Genomic DNA, 19,001 nt, shown 5'->3' on the forward strand with positions numbered 1-19,001 from the left:
TATTGTAAAAGTAAAAAGCTACTAAGAAAATGAACTTAGTAGCTAGAGTAAGTCTATCTAGTAAATTAGATAGACAGCAGTAGAGAAAAGTTATTTGGTTGAAGGATTCCTCCTTCACGGTGGCAACGTTTAGCAAGGTGCTTTGCATCAATTACCACCGCTTTCCCAGCCAATCTCATCAGGTAGTCATTGTCATACCCTTAAGATTCTCTTACGCCCTTTGGCAAAGCAAGTTCATTTTACTATTCGGAAAAGTGCGAAAGTCCGAAATGCATGGAAGTCCACAAAAAATGTTTTAAATCTTCACTTCAACCATCAAACAGACTTGACTTTTCTTTCCAAAACGTTTACAATAAAGGTGCGAAGTTTAGTGTAGTTTTGGCAATCAGTCCTCTGGTTGTCAGACGCACTTTTTATTTAATTGTCAATGATCATAATGCCGATAGTTAGGTATTATTATTTTTAAACCGGATATAACCATTAGCTATATTTATATTATATAACCTATAGTTATATTTGTCGAGAGATTATTTTGAAAAGTTAAAAATATTTTTAGAGGTTAAAAATGGAATTTTCGGAACGCTTAAAAAACCTTCGGAAAGAAGCTGGATTCACTCAAGTTGATGTAGCAAGTAAATTAGGAATTTCGCAACCAGCATATGCATCATGGGAACGTGGAGTAAAAAAAACAACCCAGGAAAATCTTGTTAAAATTGCACAAATTTTTAACGTTTCAATTGATTATTTAGTTGGAAATTCAGAAGAAAAATTAGATGAATTAGATAATATTGAATTGCTTTTCCGTATGAACTCAAAAGGGCTGACTGATGAAGAAAAAGCAATCTTCAAAAAAGAGTTGATTGACTTTATGGAAGAACGGAAGAAGGCTTTTGAACAGGAGAATTATAATGATTGATTTAGACAAAGTTTACTATGTGAAAGAAGAAAATACAGAGCAAACTATACCTCATGAAAATATATGTGTTAGAGAAATCAGTACAGTGTCGGATTATTTAAGGGCGATTACCATGATTCATAGTAATTATTTTATATTAAAATACGGTATGGATGCTCCTATAAGATATTATGAGAATATGTTTAGTAGATCAGAAACAAAAGATTTTATAGAAAATATCATTACCAATGGTGTTTATTTTAGAGGACAAACTAAAGACTACTCTTATGTAATCCCTTCATTATATAGAACTTTAGATGGTATTTTTTTTGAAGAAGAATATATAAAACGTGCAGAAATATCTAGTCCAAACGAGTTTTCTTCAACAGGAACGTTTTTAAGTAAATTAGCCCTAATGCAGCATTATGGTATGATAACTAGAATTTTAGATATAACAACGAATGCTCTAGTTGCTTTGTATTTTGCCGTAGAAGATGGCGCTGAAAAAATAGAGGAAATTTCAGATGGATTCGTTTTTTTATACAAGAAAGAATCAAATAAAATCCAGACTGAGAATTCAGAAAGAATAGCTATAAAAGCAAATATTAGCCGTTTAAATATTGACGAAAAAATATCATTGTATAATGAAATTAAAACTGAAGCTATAAAAGCTACCGATGACTTGCTATTGCTTTTTCAAGATAAAGCAGAGATATTAAAAATTTTGAGAAAGATAATTAACTTTGCTAGTATTGATTTAGGCTACACACCTACAATGATTTTGAAAGAATACCTACTAGGTGCAGAGATAGTATATCCATCAGAAATAGATTCAAGAATTATAAGACAAAATGGCTTATTTGTGATATGGGGATTAGACTGTTTAAATGAAATTTGTGATATTGATATAAAATCCAAGAATGATGATGAAAAAAAATCCATTTTGCAAAGAATTCAGTCTGGAATTAGTAAAACACTGGAAGATATGCAAATATATTATTCACCTGAAACATTTTTAGGACATATGCCTCAGGGTTATGTAAGAATTAGAATTAAGAAAGAGTATAAAAAACAGATATTATCCGAATTGAAATTATTAGGAATTACAGGTCAAACAATTTATCCTGATTTGCAACATAAATTGGAATATATTAAAAATCTAAGATTTAAACTTTAGTAAAGTTTTGACGATATTTTATATTCGAAAAGATATAATCTAACTTTTAAGTACTACTGTGAAGTAATTAGGAAGTTTCAATTAGAAAAGAGAAAAAAATAGCTCAATTAAAACTTACAAACATAAAATTAATCTATTTTATTTTAATAATGATTGATAAAATCTACGAGTCTGGGACAATAGTCTCTTATATCCCCAAAAAAAGCAACGGCTTTGCTGTTGCTTTTTTGCATGGTTGCGATAGACTTTGTAAAATAGAATTGCACAATAAACCATTTAGAAAGGCTATCCCATGCATATTCACTATAACACAAATCAAACAACTTTACCACTAGAAATCAGTTCCTTCTTGCCATAAGACCATCTCGTATTTACTATTGAAAAAGTGGTAAATGCCTTGGAAGATTGTCACTTCCACGCCTTCTATCATGCCTTTGGTCGCCCGTCTTATCACCCTAAAATGCTTGTATCTGCTCTTCTATTTGCCTATTCACAAGGGATTTTCTCTGGTCGAAAAATTGAAAAAATGATGATTGAGAATCTGGCTATGCAGTATCTAACAAGGCAGTTGGTTGTCAGCTACCGCACTATCAATCGTTTTCGTGTAGCCGAAGGGATGGAAGAACTCATTCGTAATCTTTTCATCGACCTCAATCTTCGTTTAAAAATGGAAGAGTTAGTGACTTTAGATTGTCTGTTTATTGACGGGACTAAGATTGAAGCCAATGCCAACAAGTATAGTTTCGTGTGGAAAAAAGCAACGGACAAGTTTTCCGTCAAACTTCAAGAACAGATACAGATCTATTTTCAAGAAGAAATCACTCCTCTTATCCATCAAGCTATCGAACTGGATACACAAGAGCCTATCTCCTTAGAGCAGTTGCTTGCATTCGCTCAAGTCCTTGAAGAAGAATTGAAAAAATTGAACCAGGACATTGAGGAGACACCCGTTAAAGGAAAGGATGAACGTAAAACCCAACGTCGTAAACTCAAGAAAGTTTTGCGTAAAGTCAAGGAGGATTTTTCAGTGCGTGCTGAAAAGTATGAGAAGTATCAAGAGACATTTGAAGGGCGCAACAGCTTTTCCAAAACAGATCCAGATGCTACTTTTATGCGAATGAAAGAAGACAATATGAAAAATGGTCAACTCAAGGCTGCTTATAATCTTCAAATCGCTACGGAAAAGCAATTTGTTCTTCACTATGATGTTTTCTCAAAATCAATAGACACCAAGACTCTTCTCCCCTTGCTTGAAACCTATCCGCATGACGTAAAGACAGTTGTCGCAGATGCTGGATATGGAAGTGAAGAGAACCTCCTTCGTTTAGATGAAAAGGAGGTGAAGCATCTGATTAAATATGCCATGTTTGACAAGGAACAGAAGAGAGGGTATAAACAGTCGGATAGAAACTTAGGTAATTGGTACTATAATGACAAGGAGGATAGCTACACACATCCTGACGGCTGGTATTATCGTTTTCACCATACCAAACATCAGAAAACACAGACAGACTTTCAACAGAAAATCAAGGTTTACTACGCTTATGAACCTGAATCAGCCCCTCAAAAGGGACTGTATATGAACGAACGCTATCAAAACTTGAAAGCTAAAGAATGTCAGGCGCTTTTATCTCCCGAAGGTAGACAGATTTTCGCTCAACGCAAGATTGATGTTGAACCTGTCTTTGGACAGATAAAGGCTTGTTTGGGTTACAAGAGATGTAATCTGAGAGGGAAGCGTCAAGTGAGAATTGACATGGGATTGGTACTTATGGCCAATAACCTCCTAAAATACAATAAGAGAACGACTCAAAATTAAAAAGCTAGAGTTCCGCAATTGGAAATCTCTAGCTTTTTTGTGGTTGAGAACTATTTTGTCCCAGGCTCTTGGAAAAACTGTAGAATTTCAAAAATTACTATAGACCTTGAATTTTACTTATCATTTCAATGATTTAGATTGCTTACATTTTATTTTGATATGTTTTACGGTAATCTCCAGGAGAAAGTCCAGTCCTTTGCTTAAAAATTTTAGTAAAGTAAGAATAATTATCATACCCTACTTGACAGGATATTTGTGATATCGAGATATTTGTTTGAGATAGGAGAGATTTAGCAGTATTAATGCGCTTATCCGTTATATATTTAACAAGAGTTTCTCCAGTTTCTTTTTTAAAAATTCTAGCTAAATGATCTGCGCTGAGATAAACCATATCTGCTAATATAGAACGATTTATTTCTTCATAGTAGTGATGATCTATGTATTCGACAATGCGTTGAATACTATTTTTCTGGTTTTCAATGTTTGTTGCAAATTTCTTAGCATGTGACCAGTAATAATCAAAGTAATCCTGAAAAGATTCAATTGAATGAAAGCGTCGTTGGAATAAGAAATCATGAGTGCTGTTTTGGAATAATTTATGCGCCGAGATTCCATTTTGATCTAGATATATTCCTATTTGTTGAGTCCAATCTAGTAAAATTTGTTGTAGTGTGAAAGTAGGAATTTGAGAATTATAAGCAAGTGAATTGATTTTTTCTCTTAATTCGTATTCACTTAAGGTATCTAAAAAAGTAATTGAAAGAGTTTCTGTTTTAAAGGAAGTTGGAAAACTATGTGGAGCACATGTAATAGTATTCCAATAAGAAACATATTGTTCATTATAAGTGTAGAGTTCTTTGGTATGAAATAAAATATCGGAGATTTTATGGCAACTCTTATATATTATGTTTGAGTATTTACTAAAGTTATTAGAAATTTGAGAATGAATCTCATATGCCAATTTGTCACTACGTTTGGATGAGTCTACTCTAAAGAGACAAACATATTGATCAACCTGACTTTCCATCTTGAATAGACTTATCAGCTTATAAGAAGGTTGTGAAATTCTTTGAAGTTCTCTTTTTAGTTGAGAAGTCCATGATGGAGTTTCTGCGGAATAATCTTCTTCATTAAGATTGATTGTTAAAACTGCAAGGAAAAAATATTGGTGTTTTTTAAGAATAAAATCTTGTTTGCTTGCTATGTTTTCTAGCTCATCAATGCGAGAAATTTGAGGTTTTCTAAGGTAATCATACCAGAAATTATCTTCTATTTGTAAAAGTGAATCATTTTTTCCGTTTAAGTTATGATTCTCAATTTTACTAATGGCTTTTTGAATAATAAATTCTAATTTTTCAAAGTTAATGGGTTTTAGATAGTATTCGAAGCTTTGTAATTCAATTGCTTTTTGAGCATAGTTGAAGTCGGCGTAATTGGTTAAAAAAATTGTTTTTATATCATATTTTTCATTTCTAATCCACGATAAGAGTTCGAGACCGCTACCTTGAGGCATTTCTATATCGCTTATCATGAGATCAATAGGATGCTCTCTAATAATATTTTGAGCTTGAGTGAGGCTATAGGCAACATAAACAGTGTCAATGTGTAGTTTAGCCCAATTTATTTTCTCTCGTAAAGCTTCAATGATAAAACGATCGTCATCAACTAATAAGATGTTCATTATAACCTCCGTCTATAATCTTGTATGGAATAAGTAAAAGAATTTTAGCCCCACCTTCTTCATTATTTTCAAATGTAATAGTATAGTCGTTGGGATAGAGAAGATTCAAACGTTCGATGGTGTTCGTGATCCCAATATGATGTCCATCTTCTGTTATTAGAGACTGTTTCTGATTTAGTTTTGATAAAATTTCTTCAGAGAAACCTGGACCATTATCTTCGATACAAATCTGAATATAATCTGAGTTCTCAGTTTTTACTTTTTTTATTGATAGCAAAATTGTAAATAAATCCTGAAATGAAAAACCGTGTTTGATTGTGTTTTCAATAAATGTTTGTAAAAGTAATGATGGGACAAGAGTATTTTGTAGGTCATCATTGTAGTCTAGTGAAAAGTGGATATTATTTCCATATCGAATTCGTTGTATTTCTAAATAATCTTTAATATGCTGAACTTCATCTTTAAGTTCGGAAAAATCTTGATTAGCCATAAATAAATGACGGAGATAATTTGAAGTTAGGATAGTTAAGTCTTCAATTTCCTTGTAGTTTTTTGTTTGAAGCATACTATGAATCATTGATAACATATTTAAGTAGAAATGCGGCCGGATTTGATTCTTAAGATAATTAAGTTCGATCTTCTTAAGTTCTAGTTGTGAATGGTATTCCCGTATTTTTAATTCTTGCATGTCAAATATTACTTTATTAAGTTTATCATTTGCCTTATCAATTTCTAGTATACTTTCAGATATAAAAAATTCAGAGGGGGGTATGGATTCTCCAAGTTGAGATAGTCGTTCAGTGAGTCTTGTTATAGGTTTAATCATCCATTGACGAATATACAGGATAATGATGATTGATAAAATCGTGATAATGATAGGTACGGCTGACAAAAATATTTCTAAGAGTGTAATGTTTCTAAAGGCTTCAGCATAATCGACTAGAACATAAATATCAAAAGGTAGATGCGTTTTTTCATTTTGGGCATGAATTAGGTAATTAGCGGACGGTATATTGCTAGGTTCTTTTAGGGAGAGTTTACCATTATTACCAATATTAAGTTTTCTGAGAGGTTTTAGGATATCTTCTGAAGATATGACGGCATAAATGATTTTTCCTTCGTAATGAACAGATTTAACTAAGTATTCGCTGTTTTTAGTAGTTACATTTTTCCATTTACGGTCACTTATATCACTACGCAATGATTTTAGATTTGATTTTAACAGTAGATAATCTTCATATGGAATATAAAGATTGGAGACATTTATAAAATGATTAGTACTATCGGTTTCTAATAAGAATGTCATATGAGTTTCATTTTGATATTCAAACTCTGTAAAGCTAGTTTGAACTTTTTTAAGATTTTCTTGATACTCAAGAAACGTTTGTACATGATTTAATTTCTCTAAAGATTCATTATGCGTTATTGTTGAGTACATAAAGCGTTCTACAGAATGCAATTTCTCATTAACAGAGTCAGCATAAATTTCAATTGAACTACGTAAGTGTACTATATTTTGGTTTTTAATAAAATTTCTGGTTATGTTACTCATAGCAATATTGATTAAAATATTTATCAATAGTAGTACAAGTAGGAGTTTAAAGAAAAAATGAATGGAATGTTTTTTTGATAAGTCGTGATTTAATTTCATATACTATTCTCCTATTAAAATTATAGCACTTTGAAAATATGATATCATGTAACAAAACAGATATGTTTTATCAAGATGTCGGAAAAGTAATAGTTTTTGAAATTAAAAAACTGAAAAATTGATAAACCTAGTCCAAAAAGTTCTATTAAGGGAATTCTATATGGTGTAAAATAATCGTAGAAAATCAGATGGGAGGAAAAACATGAAAGTAGCATCTCAACTTCATAAAATAAAATTAAAGCATAGTATTCCGTTATATATATTACTTTTTCCTTCAATATTGCTATTAATTTTATTTTCCTATATTCCCATGTTGGGACTAATTATTGCATTTAAAGACTATTCACCAGCCAATGGTATCTTTGCTAGTCAGTGGGTAGGATTTAAGTACTTTACTCAATTTTTCTCATCATTCCAATTCGGGACAACTATGTTCAATACATTAAAAATTTCACTTTATAGTATTGTAGTAGGATTCCCCTTACCTATTATACTAGCTATAATCAGTAATCAGTTAAGAGTTGGGAAATTTAGAAAAATATTTCAAGTGACAACCTACTTACCCCATTTTATCTCTACAATGGTTATGTGTGGGATGATTATCTTATTTTTATCTCCTACTAGTGGTTTGTTAGCGAATGTATTTAAGTCTGTTGGAATTACTATTCCAGATCTTTTATCAAAACCTAGTCATTTTGCAGGTGTTTATGTTTGGAGCGATGTATGGCAACATATTGGTTGGGATAGTATTATTTATCTAGCAGCGCTTTCTGCAATTGATCCTACATATTATGAGGCTGCAACTATGGATGGTGCCTCTAGATTACAAAAAATTCGGCATATAGAATTACCATTACTTTTGCCGACTGCTATGATTTTACTAATATTAAGAGCAGGTAGTTTATTAAGTGTAGGGTTTGAGAAAGTGTTACTATTACAGAATCCTCTTAATTTAGCAGGAAGTGAGATAATTTCGACCTATGTTTATAAAGTTGGTATGGTGAACTTTCAGTATAGTTATTCGACAGCTATAGGGTTATTTAACACCGTAGTCAATCTAATAATTTTGCTATCTGTTAACTGGTTCTCGAAAAGATATACTAGAACGGGTCTTTTTTAAAGGAAGGAGTGCTCAAGGTGAAATGGTTTTATAAATCAAGAAAAACAAACTCTGAATTACTATTTGATATAGTTACCTATGGTTTAGCAATTTTCCTTATCCTGTTAATTGTTTATCCGTTATGGTTTGTAGTGATTGCATCTTTTAGTAATCCTTCAGATGTTGCAAACGGGAAGGTGTGGTTTATTCCAAGAGAATGGAAATTAGATGGATATTTACGTCTTATTCAACAACCTTTATTTTTACGTAGCTATTTAAATACCATTTTATATACTGTTGTTGGTACCTTAGTTGCTTTAGTAGTCAATATTCCAGCTGGTTATGCTTTATCTAGAAAAGAATTAGTTGGTAGAAAGTGGATGAGTATTCTATACATAATCCCTATGTTCGTATCAGGTGGCTTGATTCCTACCTACTTAACAGTAAAGAATGTTGGCCTAATTGATACATTTTGGGTAATGGTAATACCTTTTGCGGTTTCATCATACAATATTATTGTTGCTAGAACTTTCTTTAATAATAGTATTCCAGACGGGATGTGGGAGGCTGCGCAAATTGATGGATGTGGTACAATTCGTTATTTTATTAAGATAGTCGTTCCTTTATCAAAAGCTATTATAGCAGTTATTGGACTTTGGACTGCAGTTGGTATTTGGAATTCGTGGTTTAATGCTTTAATTTATTTAACGAATGAAAATTTACAGCCATTGCAATTAATTTTACGACGTTTACTAATTAGTAATCAAATGTTACAATCGCAAGCAACAGGAGAAGTGGCATCAGATCTTCGTATCAAAGCTGATATGATGAAATATGCAGCAATTGTTATTTCAACCGCTCCGATAATGTTGCTATATCCCTTTGTTCAAAAATATTTTAATCAAGGCGTAATGATTGGTGCCTTGAAAGAATAGGAGAAAAACATGAAACATAAATCATTTACATATTTGTTCTTAGGAACCGTTACACTTGCTGGCTTAACAGCCTGTGCAAATTCCAATAATGCGAATAAGGACGATAAGTCTGGAGAAGATTCTTATAAAATCACAACTGTTCGTTGGTCTGACTGGGGAGAAGATTATCATAAAGGTTTTCTAACAGATTCGGCTAAGGAAGCAGGTATTGATGTTAAATGGGATACACTTGTGGCAGCAGATTGGTCAGATAAGAAATCTGTTTTGGTTGCTAGCGGAGATTTACCAGATGCATTTTTAGGTTCAAATGCTTTTACAGATTCAGAAATTGCTCAGAACCAATCTTTATTTATTCCGTTAGAAGATTTAATCAAGGAAAACATGCCTAATTTAACTAAGGCTATGGAAAAAGAACCTAAGATTAAAGCTATGATTACTTCACCAGATGGTCATATCTACAGCCTGCCTAAAAAATTACCGATGCGCCCTACTGTAGCTAATCAGCTATTTATTAATAAAAAGTGGCTAGATAATTTAGGGTTAAAGGTTCCAGAAACTTATGATGATTTAGTAAAAGTACTACAAGAATTTAAGGATAAAGATGCGAACGGAAATGGAGACGCTTCTGATGAAATTCCATTCGGAGCAGGAAACTTTGATCCAACATTCTCATATATTCTTCCGTTCAATAATCGTTTAGGTGCAGATAATACGTATGAAATGTCTGTAAAAGATGGAAAACCAGTCTACCTTCGTACAGAAGAAAGTTACAAACAAGGGATTGCAGCAATGCACGAATCTTATAAAAAAGGTTTGATTGATCCGGAAATCTTTACAGAAGATACCTCTATGAGTGTAGCAAAACGTATGGATAAGGGAGTATCTAGAGTAGGTGTTTCTAGTGGTTGGACAGCAGATGCAACGTTTGGCTTACATTCAAGTGAGTATATTGCTCTACCTGCTTTAAAAGGTATGGATGGTAAACAATATGTCTTTTCTGATCCAGATCATTACAACTACGGTCGAAATGAAATTTTGATTACAAATAAGAGCAAAAATCCTGCTAAATTATTGAAATGGTTGGATAAATTATATACAGATGAAGCAAGTATTCAGAATTTCTATGGATCATTTGGAATAGCTACTGAAAAGAATGGTGATAAGTTTAAAGTGTTACCTTCTAAAGATGGTAAATCAGCTGATGAATGGGCATGGATTAATTCACTTCGAGATTTTGGTCCTAAATACGTAAGCGATGATATCAATAGTCGCGTAGAAATCGATCAAACACAAGGTGATGGATTGAAATTGAAGATGGACCAAGATTTGAAACAATTTGCGTTGCCAGCTTACCCTAATGTGATTTATTCACAAGAAGAGCTTAACAAATTATCATCAATCTATGTTAGTATTGAATCTTATGTCAAACAACAAGCATCTAAATGGGTAGTTGAAGGCGGCATAGAAAAAGAATGGGACTCATACAAAGAAACTCTTAAGAATATGGGATTGGACGAATTTATGAAGATTCAACAGGAAGCATATAATCGTTACCAAAAAGAAGTAAAAGAGTAATACTTTATATGAACTCTTGGTTGTATAAACAAGGGACTAGCTAATTACAGGAAGCGAGACTGATAACATCAAATTATCTCGCTTCCTTTATTCTAATTTTTTAATAAATTTGGAAATGTTTTTTAAATAATTTAGGTAATATTTTTGTGCAACTGACATTCTAAAATATAGAGTTAAGACGATTGATTTTATGGAGATATCTATTATGCAAAAATTATTTTCATTAGATGGAAAAGTGGTTAGAATTTTAACTTTTTTGACAGATTTAATTATTTTAAATACTCTATTTATTGTTAGTTGTATTCCAATAGTTACAATTGGGGCATCATTAACTTCTCTTACGACAATGTGGTATCGTATTTTAAAAGGTAAAGACACCGATATTGCTTATCATTATTTTCGGATCTTTAGACGAAATTTTAAACAGTCAACTTTTATTTGGTTGTTTATCCTCCTAATAGAATTACTTTTATATGTGAACTATTGTCTTTGGGGCTATTCAAGTTTATTTTCAGAGTATAGTTTATTGTTAGTGTTGCCCTTTTTATTTGTTATAATACTTTTGATGAGTGTTATTTTTCCCTATATTGGTCTATTTAAAGATAATCTAAAAAATAGTATTGTAAATAGCGTATTAATTTGTATGTTAAATCCAATACAAGCTATCATGTTGGTTTTATTTAATATTTCTGTACTGTATATGAGTTTTAGTAGTCCAGAACGAGTTTTAACATCTATTTACGTATTTACATTTGGGGGATTTGCTTTTTGCGGATTGATGAATGTAACGATAACAAATAAAATGTTTGATAAGGTAAAGAAATTTACTAAAAGGAGGACAACAAATTGAAAATTTTTAAGGGAGAGTTTTATCGAATCTCTGTATTAACAGACAAGCTAGTAAGGTTAGAGTACTCTCAAACTGGAAGTTTTGAGGATAGAACAACCCAACTTATCTATAATAGAGATTTTGGCCAAGTTTCGTTAGATTATATCGAGACGTCAAACGTACTAGATATTATGACGGACTATTTTCATTTGCACTTTAATAAAGGAGAATTTAACGCCGAAAATTTATTTATAGAATTAAAAGGAAATTTTGCTGTATATGGTAGTCGCTGGTATTTTGGTGAATCTATTGAAACGTTAAAAGGAACAGCTCGGACTCTGGATGAGGCAGATGGAGCAATCTCGTTAGAAGATGGAATTATTAGCCGAAATGGTATAGCCTTATTGGATGATTCTCAAGGATTTATTTGGGATGAACAGTCTGGTTATATTGAGAGAGAAAATCAAATTGACCTGTATTTCTTTGCCTATGGGCATGATTATAGAGGAGCAATCAGAGACTTTTACCATTTGACTGGTTCAACACCTTTGTTACCAAGATATGCTTTAGGCAATTGGTGGAGTAGATATTGGCCTTATACGTCGGATGAATACTTGGATTTAATAGACAGATTTGAAACAGAGAACATTCCATTATCTATCGGTGTGTTAGATATGGATTGGCATATAACTGACATTCCAGCTCGTTTTGGAAGTGGCTGGACAGGATATAGTTGGAATAAAAACTTAATACCAAATCCAGAACAGTTATTGCAACAACTTCATGATAGAAAGTTAAAACTCTCTTTAAATGTCCATCCTGCTGATGGTATACGGGCTTATGAAGAAGCTTATCCTCGGGTCGCAAAACGATTAGGGTTAAATGTAGAATTAGAGGAACCTGCTATTTTTGATTTTTTTAATCCCTCTTTTAGAGAATCCTACTTTAAAGATGTTCATTATGAGCTAGAAAAGCAAGGAGTAGATTTTTGGTGGATTGACTGGCAACAAGGGACACAAGGCATGTTGGATCCTCTATGGCTTTTAAACCATTATCATTATCAGGATAGTTGTAAAAATGCAGAAGGTGGCTTGATTTTATCAAGGTATGCAGGTCCTGGTAGTCACCGCTACCCTGTTGGTTTTTCAGGAGATACCATTATTAGTTGGAATTCCTTAAGATTTCAACCTTATTTTACAGCGACAGCATCTAATATCGGTTATAGTTGGTGGAGTCATGATATCGGTGGACACATGCTGGGGGATTATGACGAAGAGCTACAAACTAGATGGCTACAGTTTGGTGTTTTTAGTCCGATAACTCGATTACATAGTTCTAGAAGTCCCTTTAATAGTAAAGAACCTTGGTTTTTTTCAGAAACAACATCTAAGATTATGAAGAAATACCTTCGTTTGAGACATCAGATGATTCCATATCTATACACCATGAATGTAAAGACACACGAGGAAGGTGCCCCATTAATCAGCCCAATGTATTATTTCTACCCAGAGAATGATGAGAGCTATAATGTTCCAAATCAATACTTTTTTGGAACAGAACTGATGGTGGCTCCCGTTGTAGAAAAGATGGATTTGGCATTCCAATCTGCAAAAGTAGATGTATGGTTCCCTGAAGGTGAGTGGTATGACTTCTTTTCAGAGAAAAAATATACAGGTGGTGTGAAGTTGAGTGTTTATAGAGACATTTCGACGATACCTGTGTTTGCAAAAAGTGGTGCAATCATTCCCTTGGTTGGTTCTGAGATAGATATGGGTGTTGATTTACCTGAAGTTGTAGATTGGTATGTATTCCCAGGCAAACAACATTCCTTTGAAATGATTGAAGATCAAAATGGTCAAAGATATCAAACAAGATTATCAATCGACTGGGAAATGGGGATGGTAGAGTTGGCATTACAAGGAGATTCTAGTATCGTTCCAAGCAATAGAAAACATAGAATTCATTTTAAAGGAACGAATGTGTCTATAATTGAATTGCCAAATAAGAATGATACAGCTAGATTTGAATTGAAAGATAATAAAAGGACATCCCTAAATGATGAAGTTTTTAGACTACTAAAGACTGCTTCTCTTCCATATGAATTAAAAGATAGATTGTTAAATCAATTCATCAATGCCAAAAATTCTCATGAGTTAATGAATATCTTGCATCATCAGGATAAGGAATTGAGAGGGCGTTTGTTGGAAATGATATTTACTAGCGAAAACTAATTGAGAAATTTCGTACACAATTTCTATTATTTAATTGCTAATTATTTATTTTTCATATGTAATAGTTTTACATCTCTATGCTTATTGACTTGTATTTTAGTAATTACAAGTTTGACATAGGGATGTTTTTGTTTACTGAAGAGGAAAGGATAAGTATGTTTCAAGTTTTGAAACATTTTTAAACTAAACAAGAGCAAATTTTTAAATGTGATTTTTCAAAGTAACTTCCACTTGCCTGACCGAAGTGGAAGTTAGTCTGAAACGGATTTTTATGGCGGAATTAAGTATGAGACGTGTGATTTTTTCAGAAAATTTTCTAAAAAAACAGGATTTGTTTGACATTTGTTTGAAAATTCTGTAAAATGAATTATTATATCGTTAAAGGAGAATATATATGGAAAAACAGAAAACATTTTTTGGACATCCTATGGGCTTGTCCACCCTCTTCTTTACAGAGATGTGGGAACGCTTTTCTTACTATGGGATGCGAGCTATCCTACTTTACTATATGTACTATAGCGTGCAAGATGGTGGGTTGGGGATGGATAAGACCACGGCCGCATCGGTTATGGCGATTTATGGCTCACTGGTATTTTTGTCCTCGGTTATCGGTGGTTTTGTCAGTGACCGTATTTTAGGAAGTCGTAAGACTGTCTTTTACGGTGGGATTCTGATTATGCTAGGGCATATTGCTTTGGCAACACCTTTTGGACAAGTGGCTCTCTATCTCTCTATTGCCTTGATTATCTTTGGAACTGGATTTTTAAAACCCAATATCTCAGATATGGTTGGGGGAATTTATGAGAAAGAGGATGATAGACGGGATGCAGGTTTTAGTATCTTTGTCTTTGGTATTAACTTAGGTGCCTTCGTTGCCCCTTATCTAGTAGGTTATCTAGGTCAGGAAGTCAATTTCCATCTAGGTTTCTCATTAGCTGCCATTGGGATGTTCTTTGGTCTGGTGAAGTATGTTTTAGATGGGAAGAAATATCTGCCTGAATCAAGTCTTTACCCCACTGATCCCCTTTCACAGAAGGACCAGCAGACCTTGATTAAACGCTTGCTGATTACACTTGTCATGGTTATTCTCGTGGTTATAGGTTTAGTCTTTACTCACCAGTTTAACGTGGATATGATTGTTAATATCTTTACAGTGATTGCGGTAATCATTCCAATCTACTATTTCTTCAAAATTTTATCTAGTCAGAAAATAACTGCTACTGAGAGATCCCGAGTGTTTGCCTACATTCCTTTATTTATCGCTGGAGTACTCTTCTGGTCTATTGAGGAGCAGGGATCTGTCGTTCTCGCTCTATTTGCGGATGATCAAACTCGACTTTACTTTAATGTATTTGGGAATCAGATTCATTTCCCATCTAGCTTTTTCCAAAGTATCAATCCACTTTTCATTATGATTTATGTGCCGATTTTTGCATGGTTGTGGGGGAAAATGGGTAAAAAGCAACCGTCCTCTTCTAAGAAATTTGCTTACGGTTTATTAGCAGCAGGTTTATCCTTCTTGTGGATGATGTTACCAGGGATGCTCTTTGGGACAGATGTTAAGGTCAGTCCTTTCTGGTTGATTATGAGTTGGGCTATTGTGATTGTGGGGGAGATGTTGATTTCGCCTATTGGTTTATCAGTCACTACTAAGCTAGCACCAAAATCCTTCCAAGCACAAATGATGTCTATCTGGTTCTTAAGTAACGCTGCTGCCCAAGCTATCAATGCTCAAATTGTAAAATTTTATACAAGCGAAACTGAAGTGGCTTACTATGGAATTGTTGGAGGAATTACGATTGTATTCGGTATTATCTTACTCTTCTACGTTCCACGTATTGAAAAACTAATGTCTGGTATCAAATAGAGAAAAACTGGAATTTCTGTAGGGATTCTAAAAGTTAGATCAATTATTTATTCATGGGATTTAGTTCTGTATTGTACAGGGCTAAGTCCTTTTAGTTTGATTAATACTCTTCGAAAATCAAATTCAAACCGCGTCAACGTCGCCTTGCCGTACTCAAGTACAGCCTGCGGCTAGTTTCCTAGTTTGCTCTTTGATTTTCATTGAGTATAAAACTCACGATGTTTCTGCTTTTCCTAGTAGACAACCGTCTACTTTTTTTATATAATAAAACTAAACCATATTGGTTGAGTTCTAAAAATATGGATTCAAGCATCGATTAGTCTTTCTAAGGGAGATAATGTCCATTAAAGTATCATAATAGGAGTAAAGTATGTATCAGCCAGAAAAATTAAAGGCTCGGAGGAAAGAGTTAAAACTAACACAGAAGGAAATTGCAGAGCAACTTGGGATTAGTTTCCAGGCTTACTCGACTTGGGAACGTGGAATCAAAGAACCGTCTAAGGAGAAGGTAGCCCAGCTAGAGAACATTTTAAAAGTACCAAAAGGATATTTTACTCAGATCGAGATTGTCCGTCTCTACCATAGCCTCTCCAAGCAAGGGCAGGAGAAGGTTGTTCTCTATGCTCGCAACCTATCTCAAGAGGAGCAAGTCCAAAAAGTAACAGCTATGCCAGAGCGTCTCTACGAGTACCGTGTTTATGAACGCATGTCAGCAGGGATTGGGGCTTCAGTCTACGATGATCAGAATTTTGATACGGTTTACTTTAATGAGGAGTTGGCTCATGATTTTGCGTCATGGGTGTCTGGGGACTCCATGGAACCTAAATACCAAAATGGTTCAGTAGCTCTGATTCGAGAGACAGGATTTGACTATGATGGAGCGGTTTATGCAGTGGTTTGCAACAACCAGACCTATATCAAACGGGTCTATCGAGAGGAGAATGGATTGCGTCTGGTCTCTATCAATTCTAAATACAAGGATATTTTCATCTCCTATGAGGAAGATCCTCGGATTGTGGGGATTATCGTTGGGAACTTTGTGCCGATGGAGGGATAGCCAATGGGCTACTTTGATTATTCCAGAGAGCCCAAAAGTGACATTGCCTTTGTCGATATGAAATCCTTTTATGCCAGTGTTGAGTGTGTGAAAAGAGGATTGCATCCGCTGAAGACTTCGCTTTGTGTCATGAGTCGCGCGGATAATTCAACTGGTCTTATCCTAGCCTCCTCTCCCCTGTTTAAGAAGATTTTTGGCAAATCAAATGTTGGTCGGGCCTATGATCTGCCCTTTGATATCAAGACCCGCAAATTTTCCTACTATAATGCTAGAAAGCAAGGGCTACCTACCGACTCAGACTATGTTCGCTACATCGAAGATTGGGCTCAAGTGACCTTGATTGTGCCTCCTAGGATGGATGAATACATAGCAGTCAATATGGAAATTCAGCGAATCTTTCAAAACTATGGCAGTCCAGATGATATTTATCCTTACTCTATCGATGAGGGCTTTATTGATCTGACTAGTTCGCTCAACTATTTTATCCCAGATAAGAGTCTCTCTCGCAAAAACAAGCTGGATATGCTTTCTGCTCGTATTCAGAGGGATATTTGGAGGCAGACAGGGATCTACTCTACAGTAGGCATGTCCAATGCCAATCCTTTACTGGCCAAGTTGGCTCTGGATAATGAGGCCAAGCACACTCCGACCATGAGGGCCAACTGGTCTTACCAGGATGTGGAAGAGAAGGTCTGGTCCATTCCCAAGATGACCGACTTTTGGGGAATTGGCAGGCGGATGGAGAAACGCTTGCATGCTCTGGGGATTTTTTCTATCAAGGAATTGGCAACCAGCAATCCAGATCAGTTAAAGAAAGCTCTGGGTCAGGCTGGTCTGCGTTTGTGGTTTCATGCCAATGGGATTGATGAGAGCAATGTTCATAAGCCCTATAAAGCCAAATCCAAGGGCTTGGGGAATTCTCAAATCTTGCCGAGAGACTACGTGAAGCTACGGGATATTGAAATTATTCTTCGAGAAATGGCGGAGCAGGTGGCTATTAGATTGAGAAGAGCGGGCAAGAAAACAACCCTTGTCTCTATCTATGTTGGTTTCTCTAAACAGGAGGTCAGGTCGTCTATTCACACACAAATGAAGGTCGAACCGACCAATAATACAGCTGTCTTAACGAATTATGTTTTGAAGTTATTTCATAACAAATACACTTCTGGAGCGGTCAGAAGTGTCGGAGTTAACTATTCAGGCTTTGTGGATGAGTCCTTGGGTTTGATTTCCCTTTTTGATGATGTTGATAAGTTAGAAAAAGAAGAAAGGCTCCAGACGGCCATTGACTCCATTAGGGAACAATTTGGTTTCACTTCTCTCTTAAAGGCCAATGCACTGGACGAAGCCTCTAGGAGTCTTGCTAGAAGCAAGCTGATTGGAGGACATTCTGCTGGAGGATTAGATGGATTACAATGATTGATCGTTCTTATTTACCTTTTCAATCTGCGCGAGATTATCAAGATCCAGGTATGCAGAAGTGGATGGGCTTTTATCTTTCAGAACACACCAGTTCGCTCAGTGAAGAAAAAAACCGTGTTGATTTTTCGATAGATTTGGACCCAGTTGAGAAACTACATTTACTTTCTCAGCTTTATGTTGGCCAACTGAAGGGAAGTTTTGTGGTAAAGGAAAAGAAGCAGAAAATCACCATCATCGGTGTGGTGAGAGAGTTATCACCTCAGACTCTATCTATTAGGACAAACGAGGGATATAGGTTGATAGAGGTTGCAGATGTCCTAGAAATTCGACTGTGGGAGGAGGGAGTTTATGACTAGAAAAGAGCTGTATGAAAACAAACTACAGATGGATTATTTTTCAGATAACTATATTCATTTTGAAGAGGATTTTCAAAAATATTCTGCCATGAACGTGCCCTTGACTTTCTTGATTGATGACATCCTACGAACCATGGCGATGAATCAGAAAAACTACTTTGTCTTAAACAAGGAAAATGCTAAGGATGGGCGGGAGCATCGTTTTTATTTTAGGGTGGTAACGGAAAAAACGTGTCCCAGAAATAGAACCTATACATACTCAGGAGTCAAGAATAGCAGTTAGTAGTGAATTGTCTGCTATGAATGTATCATTTTTACAACACTTCATGGTTCATATCATGGGGTGTTTTTCTATTTAAGCCAAAGCCCATCAAAAAATCTCACTATTCATCAGGATAAGGAAACCT

General features: G+C 34.6%; 15 protein-coding genes and 1 pseudogene. 13 read left to right on the forward strand and 3 right to left on the reverse strand.

Annotated elements, in window-relative coordinates:
* Positions 1-565: 565 nt before the first annotated feature.
* Positions 566-916 (forward strand): helix-turn-helix domain-containing protein, encoded by a 351-nt coding sequence (locus tag QM424_RS05050; protein WP_414393355.1) that lies wholly within the window; start codon positions 566-568, stop codon positions 914-916.
* Complete coding sequence (locus tag QM424_RS05055) at positions 909-2,072, forward strand: FRG domain-containing protein (RefSeq protein ID WP_414393357.1); 1,164 nt, start codon at positions 909-911, stop codon at positions 2,070-2,072. The genes QM424_RS05050 and QM424_RS05055 overlap by 8 nt, the downstream gene beginning before the upstream one ends.
* A 143-nt stretch (positions 2,073-2,215) precedes the next feature.
* Here the strand turns inward: QM424_RS05055 and QM424_RS05060 are convergent, their stop codons facing one another.
* Complete coding sequence (locus tag QM424_RS05060) at positions 2,216-2,404, reverse strand: hypothetical protein (protein ID WP_414393359.1); 189 nt, start codon at positions 2,402-2,404, stop codon at positions 2,216-2,218.
* On the opposite strand from QM424_RS05060, the pseudogene QM424_RS05065 reads away from it, so the two are divergent.
* A pseudogene (locus QM424_RS05065) lies at positions 2,365-3,891 on the forward strand (IS1182 family transposase). The gene QM424_RS05060 and the pseudogene QM424_RS05065 overlap by 40 nt on opposite strands.
* A gap of 142 nt (positions 3,892-4,033) precedes the next feature.
* Here QM424_RS05065 and QM424_RS05070 read toward each other — a convergent pair.
* Positions 4,034-5,572, reverse strand: a complete 1,539-nt coding sequence (locus QM424_RS05070) for a response regulator transcription factor (protein WP_414393361.1) — start codon at positions 5,570-5,572, stop codon at positions 4,034-4,036.
* The gene (locus QM424_RS05075; protein ID WP_414393363.1) at positions 5,553-7,223 is read right to left on the reverse strand and encodes a sensor histidine kinase; all 1,671 of its coding nucleotides are present in this window, start codon (positions 7,221-7,223) and stop codon (positions 5,553-5,555) included. Before QM424_RS05075 ends, QM424_RS05070 begins: the two co-directional genes overlap by 20 nt.
* Positions 7,224-7,425: 202 nt before the next feature.
* On the opposite strand from QM424_RS05075, the gene QM424_RS05080 reads away from it, so the two are divergent.
* The 10 genes from QM424_RS05080 to QM424_RS05125 all read left to right on the forward strand — a co-directional run bounded on the left by QM424_RS05080 (position 7,426) and on the right by QM424_RS05125 (position 18,877).
* Positions 7,426-8,343 carry an ABC transporter permease gene (locus tag QM424_RS05080; protein WP_000861543.1) on the forward strand — a complete coding sequence of 306 codons (918 nt, stop codon included), beginning with the start codon at positions 7,426-7,428 and terminating at the stop codon, positions 8,341-8,343.
* Between the two features lie 17 nt (positions 8,344-8,360).
* On the forward strand, positions 8,361-9,257 hold the full coding sequence (locus tag QM424_RS05085; protein ID WP_414393365.1) for a carbohydrate ABC transporter permease: 897 nt from the start codon (positions 8,361-8,363) through the stop codon (positions 9,255-9,257).
* A 9-nt stretch (positions 9,258-9,266) separates the two neighbouring features.
* Entirely contained in the window at positions 9,267-10,832 is a 1,566-nt protein-coding gene (locus QM424_RS05090) for a type 2 periplasmic-binding domain-containing protein (RefSeq protein ID WP_414393367.1), read from the forward strand.
* A gap of 205 nt (positions 10,833-11,037) precedes the next feature.
* The gene (locus tag QM424_RS05095; protein WP_414393369.1) at positions 11,038-11,682 is read left to right on the forward strand and encodes a DUF624 domain-containing protein; all 645 of its coding nucleotides are present in this window, start codon (positions 11,038-11,040) and stop codon (positions 11,680-11,682) included.
* Positions 11,679-13,892: a glycoside hydrolase family 31 protein gene (locus QM424_RS05100; protein WP_414393371.1), complete on the forward strand. Its 2,214-nt coding sequence runs from the start codon at positions 11,679-11,681 to the stop codon at positions 13,890-13,892. Before QM424_RS05095 ends, QM424_RS05100 begins: the two co-directional genes overlap by 4 nt.
* Positions 13,893-14,349: 457 nt before the next feature.
* Positions 14,350-15,759 (forward strand): peptide MFS transporter, encoded by a 1,410-nt coding sequence (locus tag QM424_RS05105; RefSeq protein WP_414393527.1) that lies wholly within the window; start codon positions 14,350-14,352, stop codon positions 15,757-15,759.
* 370 nt (positions 15,760-16,129) lie between these two features.
* Positions 16,130-16,816, forward strand: a complete 687-nt coding sequence (locus tag QM424_RS05110) for an XRE family transcriptional regulator (RefSeq protein ID WP_414393373.1) — start codon at positions 16,130-16,132, stop codon at positions 16,814-16,816.
* 3 nt (positions 16,817-16,819) lie between these two features.
* Positions 16,820-18,235: a Y-family DNA polymerase gene (locus QM424_RS05115; RefSeq protein ID WP_261027687.1), complete on the forward strand. Its 1,416-nt coding sequence runs from the start codon at positions 16,820-16,822 to the stop codon at positions 18,233-18,235.
* Complete coding sequence (locus QM424_RS05120) at positions 18,232-18,594, forward strand: hypothetical protein (RefSeq protein WP_125454955.1); 363 nt, start codon at positions 18,232-18,234, stop codon at positions 18,592-18,594. The genes QM424_RS05115 and QM424_RS05120 overlap by 4 nt, the downstream gene beginning before the upstream one ends.
* Complete coding sequence (locus tag QM424_RS05125; RefSeq protein WP_261027689.1) at positions 18,587-18,877, forward strand: DUF5960 family protein; 291 nt, start codon at positions 18,587-18,589, stop codon at positions 18,875-18,877. Before QM424_RS05120 ends, QM424_RS05125 begins: the two co-directional genes overlap by 8 nt.
* The last annotated feature ends 124 nt before the right edge of the window (positions 18,878-19,001 follow it).

Source organism: Streptococcus mitis, from assembly GCF_047464945.1.
Classification (GTDB): Bacteria; Bacillota; Bacilli; order Lactobacillales; family Streptococcaceae; genus Streptococcus; species Streptococcus mitis_EA.